The organism is Sphingobium sp., assembly GCF_003248505.1.
GTDB lineage: Bacteria > Pseudomonadota > Alphaproteobacteria > Sphingomonadales > Sphingomonadaceae > Sphingobium.
Genome location: NZ_QFOA01000004.1, coordinates 1 through 19527, shown reverse-complemented (window position 1 = coordinate 19527; position 19527 = coordinate 1). Strand labels below are relative to the sequence as shown.

Sequence of the window (19527 nt, the reverse complement as noted above, 5' to 3'; positions counted from 1 at the left end):
GTTGCAAGAGGCAAGGTCACGCGCCGAACAGGCGGGTCAAAGCCTTGTCCAGCATCAGCAATTGCCACAGCAACCGGCCATGATCGGAAACACCGGCCCGGTGATCGGCGGCGACCTTGGCCAGCATACGCGCATCGAACCACTCGGTCCGCGCAAGGGCCGATCCGCCCGCGACTGCGGTCGCCTCCCCCGAAAGAGCGCCCCGGAACCAGTCGCTGATCGGGGTGACAAAGCCCATTTTCTGCCGGTAGAGAATATCCTGCGGCAGGAACGGCTCCATCGCCTTCTTCATCGCATATTTGCCGCTGTTGCCCCGGATACGCTGGGAAACGGGCAGGCGGGCAGCGAATTCGACCAGGCGATAGTCGAGCAGAGGCTCGCGCGCTTCCAGGCTGACGGCCATGCTCATGCGGTCGGTCTTGGTCAATATGTCGCCGGGCAGCCAGATGCGGATATCGGCATATTGCGCCCGGTCGAGCGCGTCGCGCGCGGGTGCGTCCGCCATTGCCTTGATATATCGGTCCTCGGCGCGATAGGCCCCCAGGCGGCTGCGCATGTCCTGGCTGAAAAGCTGCCGCCGCAGCGCGTGGGGCGTCACGCCCACCGACGCGGCGTAGGCTTCCCCTCCGTCGCCCGCCAGTTCGAGGAAGGTCGATTTGGCCCGCAGCGGGCGCGGTGCCCAGTCAGCCTTGGGATACCAGCGGCCCAGCGCCCCGAACAGCGGCTGGCGCACCGACGCGGGGATAAGTCCGCGCACCCGTTCCCCCTGCATCTGGAAACGATGGCGACGATAGCCCGCGAATGCCTCGTCCGCGCCGTCGCCCGACAACGCGACCGTCACCTCTTCCCGCGCCAGTTCGCAAACCCGGTAGGTCGGCAGCGCGGACGCGTCGGCAAACGGCTCGTCGAAATGGAACGCCAGTGTGTCGATCAGGCTGTAGTCGTCGGGCGATACGATGCGCGTGCGATGGTCGGTCGCAAAGCGGCGCGCCACCCGGTCTGCATAGGCGGTTTCGTCGAGACTGGCGACATCGAAGCCGATGGTGCAGGTCTTGACCGCGCGGCTCGACGCTTCGGCCATCAGAGCGACGACGCTGCTGCTGTCCACCCCGCCCGACAGGAACGCGCCAAGCGGCACATCGGCCACCATGCGCGAACGGACTGCCTGACGCATCAGCGCGACCAGTTCCTCCTCCAGTGCCTGCGGCGACGCCTTGGTCCGCTCGGCAAAGCTGACGTCCCAATAGCGTTGCGGCGCGCCCATGGGCCGTCCGCGCACCAGCCGCAGCGTTTCCGCCGCGCCCAGCTTGCGCACGCCCGCGACGAGGCAGGCGTCGTCGGGCACATAGCCATAGGCCATGTAATCCTCCACCGCCGACAGGTCGGGAGCACGGCGCAGCAGCGGGTGGGCGAGCAGGCTTTTGAGTTCCGATCCGAAGATCAGGCTGCCGTCGGACAGCAGCGCATAGTGCAGCGGCTTGACGCCCAGCCGGTCCCGCGCCAGCCACAGCGACTGCGCCCGCGCGTCGAACAGGGCGAAGGCGAACATGCCGTTGAAACGGTGCACACAATCCTCGCCCCACTGGCGATAGCCATGCAGGATGACTTCGGTGTCGCTCGACGTGCGAAAGACGTGGCCCTTGCTTTCCAGTTCGGCGCGCACTTCGGCGAAATTGTAGATTTCGCCGTTGAAGACGACCGCCAGGCTTTCGTCCTCGGTCAGCATCGGCTGCGCACCGCCTGCAAGGTCGATGGTCGACAGCCGCAGGTGACCGAGCCCCACGCCCGGCGCCGTCCAGGTGCCGGTGCCGTCCGGTCCGCGATGGGGCATCGCGTCCAGCATCGCGCGCACCCGCGCCGGATCGACGGGCTTGGCCGTTTCGAGGTGGAAGATGCCCGCTATGCCACACATGGCGGATATCCCTAGCGGATGCCGATGCTGCGGTCAGCCAAAAGCTGCATGCCGCCGATATCGTGGATGAAATCTGCTATGGCGGCGTCGGCGGACGTGCCCTGCCCCTCTTCCGCCGATACGAGGATCGCGACGGCGCGCTGGTCCTGCCCCAGCAGGCGGGCCGTCATCGTTTCGATCTTCACGCGGGGCTTGCTGCCGGTAAGCGGATGGCCACCGATGCCGAAGACGCTGACGACATGGCGCACCACGGGGCCGGGCGCGGTGATCTGTTCGCCAAGCCCGCCTTGCGGCGCGGGCGCGGGAGAGGACCAGACCCATTGGCTGTCGGGATCGGCGGCCCCCTGTGCGAAGCCGACCAGTTCGCGCCCCTCCTCCTGCCGGTCGAAGGTGGCGATGGCCAGGTCTACCACCCGGCCCGCTCTATCGCGGTAGCGGCCCGTCACCAGACGATCCGCGCCGTCGAAACGCGGCTGCCAGGGATAGGTCGGGCGTGCGTCTGTGCGGGTCCAGCCAACGACGCCGGGCAGGCGCAGGTCGGCGGGGAGCGGGTCGGCCGCCGCGCTGCTGAACGCCAACCAGAGCGGCGCCGCTGCGATCAACGCCAGCGCCACAGCGCCCGCCTTTGCCGGGCGAATCGCGGACGGACGCTCCGCTTCCAGGGCAGCGGGATCGAACCAGGGATCGCCAGGCTTTCGGTCGAAAAACGGCCACGCCGCCGCCATCACCACCAGCATGACGATGGCAAAGAAGACCCAGCCGTAAACGACATGATCGAACCCCACGGCGGCGTCCACCGTCGTCAGATGCGCCACCAGGATCGTCGCGAACGCCCGCACGCCGTTCGCCAGCACCGACAGGCCAAGAGCGCTGACAAGGAAGATCGCGCGGCGCGTCCAGCTTTTGAAACAGACGTTGCACACCAGCACGCCATAGGCCGCCATCGCAATTACGAACTTCGCGCCCGAACAGGCTTCGGCCACTTCGAAATAGCCGGTCGGCGTGGTGATGAAGATGCCCTCCAGATGCGCGGGCACGTTCGCCATGTCGAGCATCGCCATCGCCAGCCGCGCCGTCACCAATTGCAGCGGCGGCACGATCTCTTCGCCGAAGGGCACCATGAAGACCGCGTAGAACAGCGGGAAAAGGAGCGCGCGGCTGACCGCCCTGCCCAGCAGCGCCACCGTCGCGCCCTGTAGCATCAGCACCAGCGCGGCGTGGCGGAAAAGCGCCACGCCCGCCGCCGCGCCCAGCAGCCAGAGCAGCGCGCCGCCGCCCAGCCACACAAGGCCCGGCCACCACACCGATGGCGTCAGGCGGCGCAGCCCCGGCAACCTCTGCTGCACCAGCCAGCCGATCAGCAACGGCACGAACAGGCAATGGCCGAAAGTCGACGCCGTCCACCATATCGTCACCATCGCGCGCACATCTGCGAAGAACAACGCGAGGATCGCGAACGCCACGATGCCGAGCGCCCACAGATGCGCCCGCCACCGGATCGTGCCGGCGTCGGGCAGGGATCGCAGGGGCATTGCGCTTTCCATCACGCGGCGGCCCCGCGCGGGCGGAGCAGGTCGGGCACGCAGGCCAGCGTCGCGGACCAGCGATAGCGCGCCTCCATCCGCGCCCGCGCCGCTACGCCCAACCGCGCCGCCGCGTCCGGGTCGGCGAGCAGATCGATCACCCGCTCGGCTTCCGCCACCGGGTCGGCGGCGACGATCAGATGCGTGCCATGCACCGCGTCGATCCCTTCCGCCGCCTGTGGCGACGCGACGACCGGTCGCGCCATCGCCATCGCTTCCAGCACCTTGTTCTGGATGCCGCGCGCGATCCTCAACGGCGCGACGACGACATCCGCCGCCGCCAACCAGCCGCGCACGTCCGGCACGCCGCCCGTTACGATCACCCCCGGTTCCTTCGCCAGCGCCAGAACGGCAGGCGCGGGCGCTCGCCCGACGATGGCGAAGCGGGCATGGGGATGCACCGCCCGAACCGCAGGCAAGGTGCGTCGCACGAAACTTTCCACAGCCTCGATATTGGGGCGGTAGTCCATTTGCCCGGTGAAGACGAGCAACGGCCCGCCGGCATGATCGACCGTCGGGAAGGACGCGGCAGGATCGAAATAGTCGAGGGCCACGCCATTCTCCAGCCCCACGACCCGCTCCGCCCCCGGCCCCACCGTGTTGCGGAACAGCGCGGCTTCCGCTTCGCTGACGAACGCGCTGACCGTGGCGCGCTGCGCCGTGCGCCGTTCGAAGTCCAGCAGCACGCGCCCCTCGCGCCGGTTGATCCACGCCATCGGGCCGGACCCCTGCGCGCCATAGGCCGCATATTTGGCCGAATCGAAATCGACGAAGTCCATGAGAAAGGGCATCTCGGCGGGCAGTTGCGGCACGAAATGCGCCATCTGCGCAGAATAGGCGACGACCGCGCGGATCGGCCTTTCCTTCATCGTACCCGCAACCCAGCGATGGAGCGCGGGATGATCGAACAGCGCGACCAGCATCGGCTGACGCTTGAGCAAGCCGGTCAGGCCCGCAACCGGTTTCGACCGGTCGCGCTTCACCACGAACTGGCTCTCGGTCACGCCCGCCATCGCGTCGGCAAAGCCCATGTCGCGGTCATCGTCGGCAAAGCAGCCGACATGCACCGGCGCCAGCTCCGCCAGCCGGTGCAGCAGGTGGTAGGAGCGGATCTTGTCCCCGCGGTCGGGCGGAAAGGGTATGCGGTGGCACAGGAACAGAATGTCGCCGCCGCTCACCCCAGCCCCCGCGCGATCACCGGCCCCAGCATGTTGGCGACCGCAAGCGGCAGCTTCTTCCAAAGGTCGATGCGCCGCTGATATTTGGGATTGTTGGGATTGATGTCGCGGCTTTCCCCGTCCGCCGACCAGCTGTGATAGGCAAGCGGGCGCGGTTCGAAACCGAAGCTTTTCTTCCACGCCGCCTGCCCGCTCGCCACCTTCGAACGGCCGAAATCGAAATGCGTCATGCCCCGCGTCCGGGCGTGGCCCATCAGGCGGTAATACATCAACTCGTTGGAGCGGAGCCGCCGCGCGTCGGCGATGCCACCGCCCCAATAGGGCATGACATGGCCGCGATGATAGAGGCTGAGCACCGCCGACACCGGGCGCGCGCCATCGCGCACCAGCAGGATGTCGGCGTCCTCGCCGAAACGATCCAGCACGGCGCGAAAGAGCTTCGCGGGAAAGACCGGCGTACCAAGATTGTGCACGCTCTGCGCATAAACCCCATAATGTGCGCGGATCAGCGCGGCGCTGCGCCCGGTTTCGACCGACAGAGCGGGATTGGCCAGTGCCTTGCGCAATTCGGCGCGGTGCTTGCGCGGGACGGCGAGCAGTTCGGCCTCGTCATCCGCTGCGATGGGACGGACGAAACCCAGATGGCTGTCGCGATGCTCGGCCCAGCCTTCGCCCGGCGCAGGCCCGCCGCGCAGTTCGACCGGCGGATTGCCCAGCGTGCCCGCCAGCGAGCGCGCCGCGTCCCCCAGCCGGGCCACGACGCGCGGTTCGTCCGCCAGGATGCCGCCGTCGACGGCGAAGGCGCTCGACACGATGGCGTTGCCGAACAGGCGGCTCTTCACATGATGGAGCGGCAACACCCCCGCGATGCGGCCCGACGGCGCGACCGCCGCCAGGACCGTGGGCCGGTGCCCGGTCGCGTCATGGATCGCCCGCAGCCAGGCGGTGCGATGGAACGGGGTGCTGCAGTCATGCGCCATGACGAACGCGTCGATGGCGGCCGCCTGATCGGCGTCGCGCACGTCCATCTGCGTGATCGCCAGATCGGCGAAGGTGCCCCCGATCATGCCGCGCGCGCCGCTTCTGCCGCCGCCAGCGCATCGACCCGCGTCCAGGCGAAGTCGCGCGTCAGGCGGCGCAGCTTTCCCGCCATGGCGGACAGGTTGCTGTAATGGCGCAGCTTCGAACGGATCGGCGCATCGGCGACGCGCGGTTGGTCCGGGTCGATTTCCCACGGGTGGAAATAGATGATCGCGGGGCGCCCTTCCTGCCCGTTCACCTGCCGGATCGCCCAGCGGGAAAAGGCATAGGGCAACAGCCGGAAAAATCCCCCTCCCCCCGCCGCCAGCGTGCGGTTCCCCCATCTGGCGGTGGTGACGGGCAGTTCGACCAGCGGCGATCCCGCCACCGGTTTCCAAGCGAAACGGGGCGATTGCGGCCAGCCATAATGATCGTGCCGGATCGGCGCGACGCTGGAGGAATAGGCATAGCCTTCTTCCGCAAGAATGGCGTGCGCCCAGGGCGTGCGCGCGTCGATGGAGAAGCTGGGCGCGCGGTATCCCGTCACCGCCTGCCCGCCCGCATCCTCCAGGATCGCCCGCGCCTTGCGCAGGTCGGCGCGGAATTCTTCCGGCGTGAAGGTGAAGACGCGGGCATGGTCGTAGCCATGGCTCGCAACCTCGTGCCCCTGCTCAACGATCTGCCGCATCAGCGCGGGATAGCGTTCCGCCACCCAGCCCAGCGTGAAGAAAGTCGCCTTGACATTCGCCTGCGCAAACAGGTCCAGCACCGCACCGGTATTGCCTTCCACCCGGTGGGTCAGGCCATCCCAGTCGGCGCGGTCGATCGTGCGCTCGAACGCACCGACCTGGAACCAGTCCTCGACATCGACAGACAGGGCGTTCTGCATGGGGGTTTACGTCCGTGTTCGGTTCAGCGTCAGGCGACGGCCTGCATGTCGAGCACCTGCTCCTCGCGCTCGACCCAGTCGACCAGGAGGGTCAGCACGCGGCGCAGCGCCGTATCCTGTTCCTCGGCCCGGAATTCGAGCGAGGCAAGCCTCTCCTCGATCAGGGTGAAGCAGCCCTTGAGCGCTTCGGGGTCGATCTGCGGCGCGGCGCTCTGGGCGAAAGGCGCATGCGCCTGCATCGCGCGGAGCGAGGCGATCTCGGCCCGCAGCGCCTCGATCTCGCTCATCATGTCGCGGCGCAGCAGGTCGGCGGCAAAAGAGTCAGCGACGTGGACAGCTTCGACGCTTTCCGCGACTTCGCCGTCCTGTTCGAGGGGCAGCGCAAAGGGCGCGTCGGCGACAGGGTCGTCGGCCATCGGATTTTCATATTCTTCCGATATGTCAACGGCTTCCTCTTCGACCTCAATCGGCGGAAAAGGCGTGTAGCTGTCTACATCGCTGTCGCATTCGCCAGGCGCCGTTACCGCTTCAGGTTCGCCTTCGTCCACTGTGTCGAGGACGGAGGGCACCGCCGGTTCAGGGGCGATGTCCGTGTCGAGGCCCATGTCCGCGACCACCGCGCCCACGACATCGGCGTCGATCACCGCCAGCTGTTCAATGGCGCCCAGCAGCAGCACACGGCTGACCAGCGCGTTGAGCCGGCGCGGCACGCCGCCCGTCGCCTGGTAGAGTGCGCCATAGGCCGCCTGTGTGAAGGACGGATTGCCCTGCCATCCCGCAATCGACAGGCGATGGACGACATAGGGTTCGACCTCGCCCGCCATCATCGGCTCCAGATGATGGGTTGCGATGACGCGCTGGCGCAGTTGCTCCAGATCGGGCGACTTCAGAAGGTCGCGGAATTCGGGCTGGCCCAGCAGGAATATCTGGAGCAACGACTGCCCGCCCAGCTGGAAGTTGGAGAGCATCCGCAACTCCTCGATCGCAGACACAGACAGGTTCTGCGCCTCGTCCACGATCAACAGCGTCCGCCGCCCGGCGCGCGCTTGCGCGTAGAGATAGCTTTCGATCTGGCGCAGCGTCGCCGCCTTCGTCTGCCCGTCGGTCGCCAGGCCGAAGCTTTGTGCGGCGAGGCGCAGCATGTCGTCGCCCTCGACCTGCGTCGACACGATCTTGACGGCGGTGAGCCGCGCAGGATCGATGGTCTGCATCAGGTGCCCAACCAGCGTCGTCTTGCCCGCGCCGATGTCGCCGGTAATGACGATGAAGCCCTCTCCCTGCGCCAGCCCGTAGCCGAGGTAGGACAGCGCCTTGCGGTGCGTCGCGCTCTCGAAATAATAGGCCGGGTCGGGGGTCAGCTGGAACGGGCGGCCCTGCAATCCGTAGAATTGATCGTACATCTTCTCGTCTCCAAGGGCTTCTGCGTCAGAAGCTGTAGCGCAGGCCGACCTGCCCCATCGCGTTGATCAGCGATTCCAGATCGTCGGGCTTCACCCCGTCGATACCCAGCGACGCCGACGCCGACAGGCGACGACCGATGGTCCTGAAATAGCTGCCGTAGATGCCGTAGTTCAGCACATCGAGCCGATTGCCGCTGGCGTCGAAATAGTTGAGGTAGGTGACCACATCCACGCTGTCGCGGCTGCTGATCGCGTAGGTGGCGGTCGCATTGCCGTACCAGTTCTGGTCCTTCGATCCGCGGATGAGGACGGTCTGGCCTTCGGGCGTGATGAACTTGCGCTGCGAATAACCTGCGCCGAGGCCGAAGCCCCACGGACCCCGCTGCAACGCATATTGCCCCGCAACTCCGCGATAGCGGAAATTGGCACCGGTGATGCCGGAAAGCGCATCGTTGAAACATTGCCCCCCGCCCGTCGCGGAAAAGGCGCAGCCGGTCAGATCGCCGGTGAAGGGGTTGCGGATGACGTTGAGGTTGCTGCCCGACAGCGCCGCCACGTCGCCGGTCACGACCCGCCCGAAGCTGTCGATGCCGTCGAAAAGCGCGATGGCGATGCTGCTGTCGCGGCCCTGCCAGGTGAAGCTTCCCTGATAGGTCATGCTGCCATAGCGTTCGCCGACCCGCGCCTCCAGGCTGGTGCGGCGACTGGGGCGCCACAGCACCCCTGCGTCCCAGATGATGTCGTCGAAATCGTAGAGGAGCGCGCGCGGAGAACCCTTGTCCGTCACGTAGCGACCGTTGCGAACCTGCGGCACGCCGTTGGCGTCGAGCAGAGGGGCGCGCTGGCTGATCTCGATCTTTTCATATCCGATACCGCCCACCGCCGCGAGCGTAGGAGACACCGGAACCGTCGCATCGACCCGGCCCCACGCGTCCTCGAACCGCTGGTCGAGCTGCCGCGCGTCCTCACGCGTGTAGCCCGCGCTCGCCTTGAGGCCCACGCCCGGCAGGACCGTGTCGGGCGCGAAGCCGACCGACCCCAGCAGCGTGTGCGTCCAGCTGTCGGTAAATGCCCCGTTCCTGCCCCCACCCGGCAGGCCGAAGTCTACACTATCGTCGACCCGCGCATAGCCCAGCGTGTAGGCGGCATTGACATCGAAATCGCCAAGCTTCGTCGCATAGGACGGACCGACATAGCCCGCCCAGACCTGGCTCGAAAAGCTGTTGCGCTGCGCCAATGCACCGGACAAGCCGTCGGTCCGCACGCGCGTGCCAAGGCCCCCTGCGTGCAGCGACAGGCCCCGCGCCAGCACGATGTTGGTGGTAGCGATGCCGCTGATCGTGTCCTGGTCGGGCGCCTGGCTACCCCAGCCGAAGCTGTGCATATATTGGAGATCGGCGGCCGCTTCGACCCGGCGGGTCTGCACCGACGCGGTAACGCCCGCCGTCACATTGGTATAGGTCAGCACGTCGCCATCGCCCTTCAACGGCGCGATCACGACCTGATCGATGCCGAGATAGGGAGTCACGTCGACCTTGCGCGGGCTGGCGTTCTGCGCGAACGCAGGCGTCGCGCCCATGGCAGCGAGCGCTGCGCCCACCAACAATATCCGCCCCGCAATCACCGGTCGTCTCCCTGATGATAATAGCCGGCAAAGCGGCGCACCCCGCCCCTGAAGCGCACGCCGTTCAGCAGAAGCTGCACCTGTGCCCCGCCTTTCAGCATCCCCGCCGCTTCGCGCACCGCGCTTTCGGGCGTCACGTCGGCTCGCACGACCAGCAACGCAACCGCCGCATGGCTGGCGAGGACGGCGGCGGCCGATGCCGCGAGCAGAGGCGGCGAATCGAAGACGATGATCCGCTCGGGCCGTTCCGCCGTCAGTCGGTCGAGCAGCTGCTCCGTCCGGGCGGAGGCGAGATATTCGGTATCGGTGTTGCTCCGCTGCCCCGCAGGCAGGACGCCCAGTGTCGGGAGGTCGGTGCGGATCACGATATCCTCGATTGCGATGGCAGGGTCGGCGAGTGCGTCCATCAGGCCCGGTCCCCCTTCCAGCCCCAGCTTTCCGGGCAGGCCGGGCTTGCCGAAATCGGCATCGACCAGCAGCACCTGCCGGTCCTGCTCCGCCGCGAGGCTGAGCGCGAGGTTGATCGCGCAGAAGCTCTTGCCCTCGCCGCTGTGCGCCGAACAGACGAGGATGCGGTTGCCGCGCTTCGCTCCCTGAAGCTGCGACAGAAGATCGCGCTTCAGCAGGCGGAACTCCTCGCTGAGCGCCGTGACCGGCCCGTCGGGCAGCAGGAAGCCGCCTTCGGCCAGTGCGATGCGATCCAGCGGTTGCATAGGGCCGCGCCAGTCCGGTGCGCGAAACCCATCGGACTGCGCAGGAAAGACAGGTGCTACAGGCTCTGTCGCCGGGCCTGCCGCCAGATCGACCGCAGGCGCCGCCCGCCCCCGAAGCGCAGCGTTGAAATCGTAGATTTCGGTCGCCCGCTCGATAAGCGATCCCCGGCCCTTGAGGGGAGTAAACTGGTTCATGCCATGTGGTTCCTTCACGCCCCGGCCACTCTTCACGCCATGCCGCGCTGGATGAATTCGACGACGATCAGCAGCAGGCACACCGCCGCCAGGCCACCGCTCGCACCCGCGAACCATTTGAGCCGCTGCTTTTCCATCGTCTGCTGCGCGCCGGTCAGCGTCTGGCTGATCGAACCGGCGACCGGCAGGCCGATCGCTTTTTCGAGGCGGGCGGCGGTGGGGAAGCTGCCCTTGAGCTGGCCGAGCGCGAAAGCGACCCCGATCCCCGCCGCAAGGCCCAGCACCAGCACGCCCAGCAGCAGCAGCGGGCGGTTGGGCGCGGATGGCGCGTTGGGAGTGCTGGGCGGATTGATGACGCGGAACTGAACCGAGCCGGTTTCCGTCTTCACCTCGCCGCGCAGGCGCAAATCCTCGCGGTCGGCGGCGAGCTTGTCATATTGCGCCTTCAGCGCCGCATAGTCGCTGTCGATCTTTTCCTGTTCGGACGCGATGCCCGGTTCGTCGACCTGCTTGCTCATCATGATGTTGATGTCGGATTGCAGTTGCGCCTTGCGGGCGCTCAGCGCCTGAACGGTCGCGGCGCGTTCGGCCTGCATCGACTTGATCGACAGATAGGCGGGATTGGGTGTGCCGCCCGCGCCGCCGCCCGCGCCCGAACCGGCGTGGCGCAGGGCATCGACTTCGCGCTGGGCAGCGATTACGTCGGGGTGGCTGGCGGTCCAGCCGCGCGCGCGCATCGACGCAAGGTTCGCCTGCGCTTGCGCCAGCGGCGAAGGACCGCCCGCCCCGCCGACGCCCGGCAACGTCTGCGGTGTGCCAGCAAGCTGGCCGTTCATCGCCGACAGGGCGCTTTGCGCCTGCACCAGCTGCGAATCGATATTGCTGATTTCCATGCGCGCCGCGTCCATGCGCTGACCGATGGACCCCGCACCCGGCAGCAAGCCGCTATAACGTTGCGCGAATTCGACGCGGCGCTGGTCTGCCGCTTCGAGCTGCTTTGCGCGTTGCGCGATCTGCTGGTCAAGGAAGGCGAGACTCTGCTTTGTCTCGTTGCGCCCGCCCGAGAGGTTTTCCTCCTGGAAGATGTCGATCAGCTTCTGCACCACCTGCTGAGCGATCCGCGCGTTCGCGCCGTCGGACAGGCTGGAGTCCGCCGATACCGCGCTGATGTCGACCATGCTGGGATCGGCGAGCGCCATAACCGTGATGTTCTCCCGCAGCTTCGTGATCTTCGCAGCGACATCGCGCGGGCCGGAAATACCCTGCGACAGGTCGGTATCGCGCACGACCTTTTCGAGATTTTCCGCGCTGGTCAGCGTGTTGCGGACCCGGTCCAGATCCTGCTGCGACTGGACGGGCGTGATGCCGACCTTGTCTTCCAGAACCGACTGCGTGTTCACATAGACGCGGGCCTGGCTCTTGTAGCTGTTGGGGATGAGCGCCACGCCCAGCCAGCCCGCCATGCACACGCCCCACGCGACAGCCAGCGCCACCCAGCGGCGGCTCCAGATGCCGTGGAGCAGGACCAACAATTCGTCGTATAGGCCCGCCATCAGAACATGCTCTCGGGAATGATGATGACATCGCCCGGCGCCAGCATGACGTTGGCGCGGGTGTCGCCCTTCTTGAGCAGGTCGTTCAGGCGCACCTGATATTCGGTCTGCTTCCCGCTGTCCTTGTCGAAGCGGACGAGCCGCGCACGGTTGCCTGCCGCATATTCGCTCAGCCCCCCGACCGCGATCATCGCGTCGAGCAGGGTCATGTTGGCGCGATAGGGGATCGACGCGGGCTTTTCCGTCGCGCCGACGATCCGCACTTGCTGGCTGAACGTGCCGCTGAAATTGTTGACGATGACCGAAACCAGCGGATTTTCGATATATTGCGACAGCGCCAGCTTGATGTCGTCCGCGAGCATCTTGGGAGTCTTGCCCACGGCGGGCATGTCGGTGATGAGCGGCGTGGTGATGCGCCCGTCAGGCCGCACCTGCACCTTTGCGCCGAGTTCGGGGTTGCGCCACACGAAGATGGTGAGGTCGTCGAGCGGGCCGATCACATATTCCTCACCCGGCCCTTCCTGCGTCGAAACGAAAGACGCGGGCGGAAGCTGCTTGCCCGGCACCGCTCCGCCCGATGCGCAGCCCGACAGAACCAGCGCGGGCAAAGATGCCCCGATCAGGAACCTGGATACCGACAGGAAACGCATAGAAGAACACCCCTTGATCCCGCCGCGCGCTCCCCGCGCCCCCGGCTGAATCGGAGGCGTGGAAGCACGGGGCTTTGGGCCTCTTCATGGGCGCAAAGGGTAAAGATACCGTTAGGAGTTAAATCGCGAACAAATCATCCAAGTAAAAGCTGTCTGGCATTTGGATGTCCAAGAAACGCCGCAGGACTTGCGGACGCCCCATAGGCTCCGGCAAGGAAGATCGCGACAAGATCGCCCTCATGCACTTGGGGCAGCGCCACGCGATCGCCAAGTCGGTCGATCGGCGTACACAGGCATCCGACGACCGTCACGGGATCGGCAGGCGGCGCGCCGAAACGATTGGCCACCGCGATCGGGTAGTTGCGGCGCACCACGGTTCCAAAATTGCCGCTGGCGGCCAGTTGGTGATGCAGACCGCCGTCCACGACCACAAAGGTTTCGCCCTGGCTGGTCTTCACGTCGATGACGCGGGTCAGGTAGACGCCTGCTTCACCCACAAGCCATCGCCCGAGTTCGAGCGCAAAGCGGCTGTCGCGCAGGATGTCGGCGCGCGCCTCGACCGCGGTGTCGAGCGCGACACCGATGGGCCGGATGTCGAGCGACCGGTCGCCGGGGAAATAGGCAAGGCCAAAACCCCCGCCCAGATTGACGAGCGGAGGGGTCTCGCCCACGTCATCGGAAAGACGCGCGGCCAGTGCCATCGTCGCGGCCTGCGTTTCGATGATCGCAGCGGCGTCGAGATTCTGGCTGCCCGCAAAAATGTGCCAGCCGCGCCACTCCGCCCCGCCCGCGATCATCGCGCGGGCCAGCGCTGCCGCACGGTCGGCATCGATCCCGAAGGGCTTGGCCCCGCCGCCCATCCGCATTCCCGATCCCTTGAGATCGAAGTCCGGATTGACGCGCACCGCAAGGCGCGGAACCTTTCCGATACCATCCGCGATGGCGAGCGCGCGGCGCCCCTCCCCTTCGGATTCGAGATTCACGGTAACCCCGGCGAAGATGGCGGCTTCCAGTTCGTCGTCGCGCTTGCCGGGCCCGGCGAAGCTGATCCGGTCAGGCGCCATCCCGGCATCCAGCGCCATCGCGAGTTCGCCGCCCGATGCGATGTCGAACCCGTCGACCTCAGCCTTCATCCTTGCCAGCAGCGGGGCATAGGGGTTCGCCTTGATCGCGTAATGCAGGTCGATGGCAGCAGGCATGGCCTGGCGGAACCGGCGAACCTGCGCTTCGACGATGCCCATGTCGTAGACGAAGAGCGGCGTGTCTCCCGCTTCGTCCACCAGGCTCGCCGCGCCGCACCCGCCGATCAGCAGCATCCCCTCCTCGCCCGCGAACCATGCCGGGATCGGCCCCATCGGCTTCATGCGCCATGCTCCCGCGCCAGCGCGACCCGATCGATCTTGCCGTTGGGATTGCGGGGAAACTGGGCAAGCATGAGAATGTCCCTGGGTTGCATGAAGTTGGGAAGCTCTCGCTTCAAATGATCGGCCACCGCCGCATGGATAGCCGGATCGTGCCCGCGCAGCAGGAGCCGGACGGCCTGCCCCAGCCTCGCGTCCGCGACCCCCAGCGCAACCGCTTCGGCGACGCCGGGGACGGCAGCAGCGGCTTCCTCGATCTCGGTGGGGCTGATGCGGTTGCCCGCCGACTTGATCATCGCGTCGTCGCGCCCGACGAAATAGAGCAGGCCCTGCGCGTCCCGGCGCACGGTGTCTCCCGACCAGACCGCCATGCCGCCATGGCGAGACGCGCGCGGCGCTGGCCGGAAGCGTTCTGCCGTGCGCGCGGCGTCGCGCCAGTAGCCCTGCGCCACCAACGGCCCGCAATGAACCAGTTCGCCCGGTTCGTCATCGTCGGTGACTGTCCCGTCGGGCCGGACGACGAGGATTTCCGCAAAGGGGATGGCCCTGCCCATCGAATCGGGATGGCTCTCCACCAGAGCGGGTAGGAGATAGGTGGAACGAAAGGCTTCGGTCAGGCCATACATGGGATAAAGGTCCGCCTGCGGGAACATCGCCCGCAACTTCGCCACCAGGGGGCGGGTCAGCGCGCCGCCGCTGTTGGTAAGCCGCCTGAGCTTTGCGGCAGCTTCGGCGGGCCAGTCCAGTTCGGTCAGCTGGACCCAGAGCGGCGGCACGCCCGCCAGCGTCGTGATGTCCCGCCGATCGACCAGCTTTACCACGTCACGTGGCGTCAGATAGTCGAGCGGATAGACGCAGCCGCCCGCGATCCAGGTCGAAAACAGCTGGTTCTGTCCATAATCGAAGCTGAAAGGCAGGACACAGGCCGTGCGGTCGTCGGGCGTCAGTTCAAGGTAATCGGCGACCGCCACAGCGCCCAGCCAAAGATTGGCGTGCGACAGCATCACCCCCTTGGGCCGCCCGGTCGATCCGCTGGTATAAAGGATCGCGGCAAGATCGTCGGGCGCTGCGGCTGACGGGCCGAGAGCCTCACCACCGCTCAGCGCGCAGGCGGCGTCCTCCTCGCGGTGGAGGCGGCAACCGACGGGCACGTCCCCCTGCCCCAGCGTGTCCAGCCGAGCGGCGCTGCCAATCAACAGCGCCGCGCCGCTGTCCGACAGGATATGCGCCACCTGCGCATGTTTGAGCAGCGGGTTGACCGGAACATGGACAAGGCCCGCCCGCGGTGCCGCAAGCGGCAGGAGAGCCGCAACCGGCCCTTTGGCCATCCAGCTTGCGACGCGCGCACCCGACCCCAGGTCGAACCCGGCCAGCCACGCCGCCAGCCGTCCCAGCGCTCGTTCCAGTTCCGCATAGTCGTAGGTGCCGGACCGACCGTCGAGCGCAAGGCGCGACGAGTCGCCGCCCCGCAGCAGATGGTCGATGGGGCTGACCTCCACCCCATCGGTCGTGGATCGACCGTCAGTCACCGACGCTTAACTCCATGGCGATGTTTTGATCCTATGCATGAACCCTTGAGCGCTCATGGAGATAGTCGGTTGCTGACGGCAAGGGAATATCACAGCCTGGAAGAGGTGCGCCGATGGATCGCACCCCGGCTGGGAGACGTCGCGCCGCCCTTGTTCGCCGGGCCGGATTGGTTCGAAGCGCTGCATAACCACTGCTTTATCGACACCCCCGTGCGCGTCGTCACGGCGGCCCGGGGCCGGGCCGAGGCATGGCTGTTCCTGCATGACGGGGACCGGCGGCGGTCGAGCGCACTGGCGAACTGGTACAGCTTTGCCTGGTCGCCGCTCTTCCTCGGCGATCCAGACGCGGCATTGCAGGCGCAGTTGCTGGAAGCCATCGCCACACGCCTGCTGAAGGATCGCGCGCAGATCGACCTGTATCCCTTGGAGGACGACGCGCCGATGCTGGCTGCACTGCGCAAGGCGGGATGGTTCGCGGTAGCAAGGACCATGGGCAGAAGGCATGTGCTGGACGTTGGAGGACGCGATTTCGCCACTTACTGGGCGGCGCGACCGGGGCGCCTGAAAGAGCTGGTGAGGCGCAAGGGGCGTCAATCCCCGTTCGAGCTTACCGTTCACCACGCATTCGACGACCGGCTGTGGCAGGATTATGCGCAGGTCCATGCACAAAGCTGGAAGGAGGCGGAGCCGGGGGGCGGGCTGGCATTGTTGCGGGACATTGCCGAACGCGAAGGTCGGGCAGGCCGCTTGCGGCTGGGATTTGCGCGCCGGAGTGACCAAGCGGTCGCGACCCAGCTGTGGACGATCGACGGCGGCACTGCGCTTATCCACAAGCTGTGTCACGACCGCGCTTTCGACGCGCATTCCCCCGGCACGCTGCTCAGCCATGCGATGTTCGCTCACGTCATCGACCGTGACCGGGCGGCACGGATCGATTATGGGACGGGCGACAACGCCTACAAGAACGACTGGATGGAAACGCGCATCCCGCTCCATCGCATCGACGCCTTCAATCCGCGCGCCGCGTCGGCTTGGCTCCCCGCCGCCCGCGCCGCCATTTCCGCGCTTGTCGGTTAAGCCGCCAGCGATTAGGTAGCGCGCATCATGCAGGCCCATCACACCCAGCCGGTCGACCGGACGCCCGATGTGGAAACCCAGCTTCGCGCCGTGCTGCGCGACGTGCTCGGTCTATCGCAGGATCGGGTCGATGGCTTCGACCCGGCGACACCGCTGTTCGGCGCACTGCCCGAACTCGATTCCATGGCAGTCGCGGGATTGCTGACCGAGATGGAAGATCGCTTCGGCTTCCTCATCGACGACGAGGACATCGACGGCGAAACATTCGAGACGTTCGGCTCCCTCCTCGCGTTCACGCGGGAAAAAGTAGGGGCGAAGATCGACTGACCCCCGCCCGCGCGGCGGAGGCTTATGCCTCCACCAGTTCCTCGAAATCCTGTTCCTGAAGAAAACGCTCGACATCGAGCGCCGCCATGCAACCCATCCCCGCAGCCGTCACAGCCTGGCGATATATTTTGTCGGTCACATCGCCCGCCGCGAAGACGCCAGGGATCGAAGTGTGCGAGGTTCCCCTCTCCACAACGATATAACCTTCGTCGAGCGGCAGCTTGTCGGCAAACAATTCGGTGGCGGGATGATGGCCGATCGCCACGAACCCGCCGTCGGTCGGAATATGGGACTTCTCGCCCGTCACCGTGTCGATGAGATCGACACCCACCAGTCCTTCCGGCATGCCGCCGCCGACGAACCGGTCGACCGCCTTGTTCCACAGCACCTTGATATTGGGATGGGCGAAAAGACGCTGCTGAAGTATCTTTTCGGCGCGCAGGCTGTCGCGGCGGTGAATGAGCGTCACGTCATGGCTGTGGTTGGTAAGGTAGAGCGCTTCCTCGACAGCGGTGTTGCCGCCGCCGATCACCACCACCTTCTTACCGCGATAGAAAAAGCCGTCGCAAGTGGCGCAGGCGCTGACACCCTTGCCCTGGAGATGCTCCTCGCCCTCCACGCCCAGCCATTTTGCCTGTGCGCCGGTGCAGATGACCAATGTGTCGGCGACATAAAGCGTCCCGCTGTCGCCACGCAGGCGGAAAGGGCGTTCGGACAGATCGACGTCGACGATCTGGTCATACATCATCTGCGCGCCGACATGCTCGGCCTGCGCCTGCATCTGCTCCATCAGCCATGGCCCCTGGATCACGTCACGGAAGCCGGGATAATTTTCCACATCGGTGGTGATGGTCAGCTGCCCCCCCGGCTGCATTCCCTGCACCACGATCGGCGCAAGCCCCGCGCGCGCGCCATAGATGGCGGCGGACAGGCCGGCGGGGCCGGACCCCAGGATCAACATACGGGTAGAATGGGTAGCGCTCATGTCAGGCTTTCATCTGCGATTCGAATGAAGCGTAGAGATAGGCAGCGCCAACCCGCACGCCAAGCGATGGATTATCATCCATGCTCGCCCGTTGCCGGATCGCACGATGGCTTAAAACCCTGCCCAGCATATTGAATCCCACACTCGACCCACCGGGCACCCACCGAATAGAGACAAAAGCGGATAAATAAGACAAACGACCCAATGTTGGGCCGAAAGCGCGAGCCCCAAAGTTTTCCGAGTTTTGCTTGGCTTACGATACTCGAATAGTGCTTCGATTTAGCTTGTTTATCGTATTCCTGAAAAGTCAAGTTGACCGATACCCCGCACTCACCCCGGACCTTTTTGGCCGATACCGGAATGTCGGGTTCCGGTGGCCGGGGGGCGATAGCAGCCGGTCCTTTTTCAGTACTAGGGCGTAAACTCATAAAATGACTTGAGGATCGGCGGTTTGCGTGATTCAGAAGCCTCCTGATTTGGAGGGTTTGATGGCACGCCGGCGGTATGAATTGACAGATCGGGAATGGTCGATCATCGAGTCCTTGCTGCCCAACAAGCCGCGTGGCGTGGCGCGAGTGGATGACCGGCGGGTTCTCAACGGGATCATGTGGCGCTTCCGGTCTGGCGCGACGTGGGCTGAAGTTCCCGAGCGCTACGGGCCTTCGACAACCTGCTACAACCGGTTCGTTCGCTGGCGTAAAGCCGGGGTTTGGGACCGACTGCTGGCAGCGGTTTCTGCCGGATATAATGGCGAATTGGTCATGATCGATTCCACCTGCATGCGCGTCCACCAGAATGGTGCGACGGGTAAAAAGGGGGAAGTTGTGATCGTGGCATGGGACGTTCCCGGGGTGGCCTCACCAGCAAACTCCACGCTCTTGTCGATGCTGACGGACGCTCTGTCAGCCTGAGATTGACCGGCGGACAGATCCATGATGCATGCGAGGCCGAGGCGCTGATCGAGGCCATCCCAGAAGGCGCGACCCTGCTGGGCGACAAGGGATATGACAGCAACGCCATCCGCGAGGCTGCTGCGGTCAGGAACGTCTGGGCCAACATCCCCAATCGATCCAACCGCAAGCAGCGCTTCGCCTTCTCGCCATGGCTCTATAAACAGCGAAACCTCGTCGAGCGCTTCTTCAACCGCATCAAACAATTTCGCGGCATCGCTACCCGTTACGACAAAGATCCAGCCAACTTCCTCGCCGCCATCAAACTCATCTGCGTGCGCCTCTGGTGCGACGCTTAATGAGTCTACGCGCTAGCGAATGGTCACAGGCGGAAATAGCTGCCGGTCGCCCATCGACCAGTGGCGGACATATCGCCGTAATCCGGGCTCGCTCTGAAGCGGACGCTGACGGGAATTACCTGAATGTCACGATGCAATTGGTTTTTTTAAAAATCCGCCTAACAGAGCGATCATGAAGGCGTTGCTGTTGATTGCCGCTGAGAAGTGACCCGGGGAGGCCAGTAATTTCCACTGAGAAGTGACCCATGTTTGAACACGTCCCTTAGCTTTGAGCGGGGGACC

At 65.8% G+C, this 19527-nt stretch carries 16 protein-coding genes; 3 read left to right on the top strand and 13 right to left on the bottom strand.

What is annotated here, in order from left to right:
* Positions 1–16 precede the first annotated feature (16 nt).
* From DI606_RS02820 to DI606_RS02765, 12 genes are all read right to left on the bottom strand, one after another.
* Positions 17–1912 carry an XrtA/PEP-CTERM system amidotransferase gene (locus tag DI606_RS02820; protein WP_293979635.1) on the bottom strand — a complete coding sequence of 632 codons (1896 nt, stop codon included), beginning with the start codon at positions 1910–1912 and terminating at the stop codon, positions 17–19.
* Positions 1913–1923: 11 nt separating this feature from the next.
* Entirely contained in the window at positions 1924–3456 is a 1533-nt protein-coding gene (xrtA, locus tag DI606_RS02815; RefSeq protein ID WP_293979766.1) for an exosortase A, read from the bottom strand.
* The gene (locus DI606_RS02810) at positions 3456–4673 is read right to left on the bottom strand and encodes a TIGR03087 family PEP-CTERM/XrtA system glycosyltransferase (protein WP_293979633.1); all 1218 of its coding nucleotides are present in this window, start codon (positions 4671–4673) and stop codon (positions 3456–3458) included. The genes xrtA and DI606_RS02810 overlap by 1 nt, the downstream gene beginning before the upstream one ends.
* Positions 4670–5740 carry a FemAB family XrtA/PEP-CTERM system-associated protein gene (locus DI606_RS02805; protein ID WP_293979631.1) on the bottom strand — a complete coding sequence of 357 codons (1071 nt, stop codon included), beginning with the start codon at positions 5738–5740 and terminating at the stop codon, positions 4670–4672. Before DI606_RS02805 ends, DI606_RS02810 begins: the two co-directional genes overlap by 4 nt.
* Positions 5737–6582, bottom strand: a complete 846-nt coding sequence (locus tag DI606_RS02800; RefSeq protein WP_293979629.1) for an XrtA system polysaccharide deacetylase — start codon at positions 6580–6582, stop codon at positions 5737–5739. Before DI606_RS02800 ends, DI606_RS02805 begins: the two co-directional genes overlap by 4 nt.
* 29 nt (positions 6583–6611) lie before the next feature.
* Positions 6612–7982 carry an XrtA/PEP-CTERM system-associated ATPase gene (locus tag DI606_RS02795; protein ID WP_293979627.1) on the bottom strand — a complete coding sequence of 457 codons (1371 nt, stop codon included), beginning with the start codon at positions 7980–7982 and terminating at the stop codon, positions 6612–6614.
* Positions 7983–8007: 25 nt separating this feature from the next.
* Positions 8008–9561 carry a hypothetical protein gene (locus DI606_RS02790; RefSeq protein WP_293979764.1) on the bottom strand — a complete coding sequence of 518 codons (1554 nt, stop codon included), beginning with the start codon at positions 9559–9561 and terminating at the stop codon, positions 8008–8010.
* 41 nt (positions 9562–9602) lie between these two features.
* Complete coding sequence (locus DI606_RS02785) at positions 9603–10514, bottom strand: P-loop NTPase (RefSeq protein WP_293979625.1); 912 nt, start codon at positions 10512–10514, stop codon at positions 9603–9605.
* A gap of 32 nt (positions 10515–10546) precedes the next feature.
* Positions 10547–12067, bottom strand: coding sequence for an XrtA system polysaccharide chain length determinant (locus tag DI606_RS02780; RefSeq protein WP_293979623.1), 1521 nt, complete (start codon positions 12065–12067; stop codon positions 10547–10549).
* Positions 12067–12717 carry an XrtA/PEP-CTERM system exopolysaccharide export protein gene (locus tag DI606_RS02775; protein WP_293979621.1) on the bottom strand — a complete coding sequence of 217 codons (651 nt, stop codon included), beginning with the start codon at positions 12715–12717 and terminating at the stop codon, positions 12067–12069. Before DI606_RS02775 ends, DI606_RS02780 begins: the two co-directional genes overlap by 1 nt.
* Before the next feature lie 134 nt (positions 12718–12851).
* The gene (locus tag DI606_RS02770; protein WP_293979619.1) at positions 12852–14081 is read right to left on the bottom strand and encodes a pyridoxal-dependent decarboxylase, exosortase A system-associated; all 1230 of its coding nucleotides are present in this window, start codon (positions 14079–14081) and stop codon (positions 12852–12854) included.
* Complete coding sequence (locus tag DI606_RS02765) at positions 14078–15607, bottom strand: acyl-CoA ligase (AMP-forming), exosortase A system-associated (protein WP_293979618.1); 1530 nt, start codon at positions 15605–15607, stop codon at positions 14078–14080. Before DI606_RS02765 ends, DI606_RS02770 begins: the two co-directional genes overlap by 4 nt.
* Positions 15608–15676: 69 nt before the next feature.
* Between DI606_RS02765 and DI606_RS02760 the strand changes: the two genes are divergently transcribed.
* Both DI606_RS02760 and DI606_RS02755 read left to right on the top strand, forming a co-directional pair.
* Positions 15677–16684 carry a GNAT family N-acetyltransferase gene (locus tag DI606_RS02760; RefSeq protein ID WP_293979762.1) on the top strand — a complete coding sequence of 336 codons (1008 nt, stop codon included), beginning with the start codon at positions 15677–15679 and terminating at the stop codon, positions 16682–16684.
* Positions 16685–16711: 27 nt separating this feature from the next.
* The gene (locus DI606_RS02755) at positions 16712–17011 is read left to right on the top strand and encodes an acyl carrier protein (RefSeq protein WP_293979616.1); all 300 of its coding nucleotides are present in this window, start codon (positions 16712–16714) and stop codon (positions 17009–17011) included.
* 22 nt (positions 17012–17033) lie between these two features.
* Here the strand turns inward: DI606_RS02755 and trxB are convergent, their stop codons facing one another.
* The gene (trxB, locus tag DI606_RS02750) at positions 17034–17996 is read right to left on the bottom strand and encodes a thioredoxin-disulfide reductase (RefSeq protein WP_293979614.1); all 963 of its coding nucleotides are present in this window, start codon (positions 17994–17996) and stop codon (positions 17034–17036) included.
* A 488-nt stretch (positions 17997–18484) separates the two neighbouring features.
* Between trxB and DI606_RS02745 the strand changes: the two genes are divergently transcribed.
* Positions 18485–19245 (top strand): IS5 family transposase gene (locus tag DI606_RS02745; RefSeq protein ID WP_293979760.1). Its coding sequence is split into 2 segments (ribosomal slippage): positions 18485–18821 and positions 18821–19245, totalling 762 coding nucleotides; the frame shifts between segments, so codons are not numbered across the junction.
* Positions 19246–19527: the final 282 nt, after the last annotated feature.

Excerpts from the sequence above, each read along its gene's own strand:
- DI606_RS02820 (WP_293979635.1), bottom strand. The coding sequence starts at position 1,912 with ATGTGTGGCATAGCGGGCATCTTCCACCTCGAAACGGCCAAGCCCGTC.
- xrtA (WP_293979766.1), bottom strand. The coding sequence starts at position 3,456 with ATGGAAAGCGCAATGCCCCTGCGATCCCTGCCCGACGCCGGCACGATC.
- DI606_RS02805 (WP_293979631.1), bottom strand. The coding sequence starts at position 5,740 with ATGATCGGGGGCACCTTCGCCGATCTGGCGATCACGCAGATGGACGTG.
- DI606_RS02800 (WP_293979629.1), bottom strand. The coding sequence starts at position 6,582 with ATGCAGAACGCCCTGTCTGTCGATGTCGAGGACTGGTTCCAGGTCGGT.
- DI606_RS02795 (WP_293979627.1), bottom strand. The coding sequence starts at position 7,982 with ATGTACGATCAATTCTACGGATTGCAGGGCCGCCCGTTCCAGCTGACC.
- DI606_RS02790 (WP_293979764.1), bottom strand. The coding sequence starts at position 9,561 with ATGGGCGCGACGCCTGCGTTCGCGCAGAACGCCAGCCCGCGCAAGGTC.
- DI606_RS02785 (WP_293979625.1), bottom strand. The coding sequence starts at position 10,514 with ATGAACCAGTTTACTCCCCTCAAGGGCCGGGGATCGCTTATCGAGCGG.
- DI606_RS02780 (WP_293979623.1), bottom strand. The coding sequence starts at position 12,067 with ATGGCGGGCCTATACGACGAATTGTTGGTCCTGCTCCACGGCATCTGG.
- DI606_RS02775 (WP_293979621.1), bottom strand. The coding sequence starts at position 12,717 with ATGCGTTTCCTGTCGGTATCCAGGTTCCTGATCGGGGCATCTTTGCCC.
- DI606_RS02770 (WP_293979619.1), bottom strand. The coding sequence starts at position 14,081 with ATGAAGCCGATGGGGCCGATCCCGGCATGGTTCGCGGGCGAGGAGGGG.
- DI606_RS02755 (WP_293979616.1), top strand. The coding sequence starts at position 16,712 with ATGCAGGCCCATCACACCCAGCCGGTCGACCGGACGCCCGATGTGGAA.
- trxB (WP_293979614.1), bottom strand. The coding sequence starts at position 17,996 with ATGAGCGCTACCCATTCTACCCGTATGTTGATCCTGGGGTCCGGCCCC.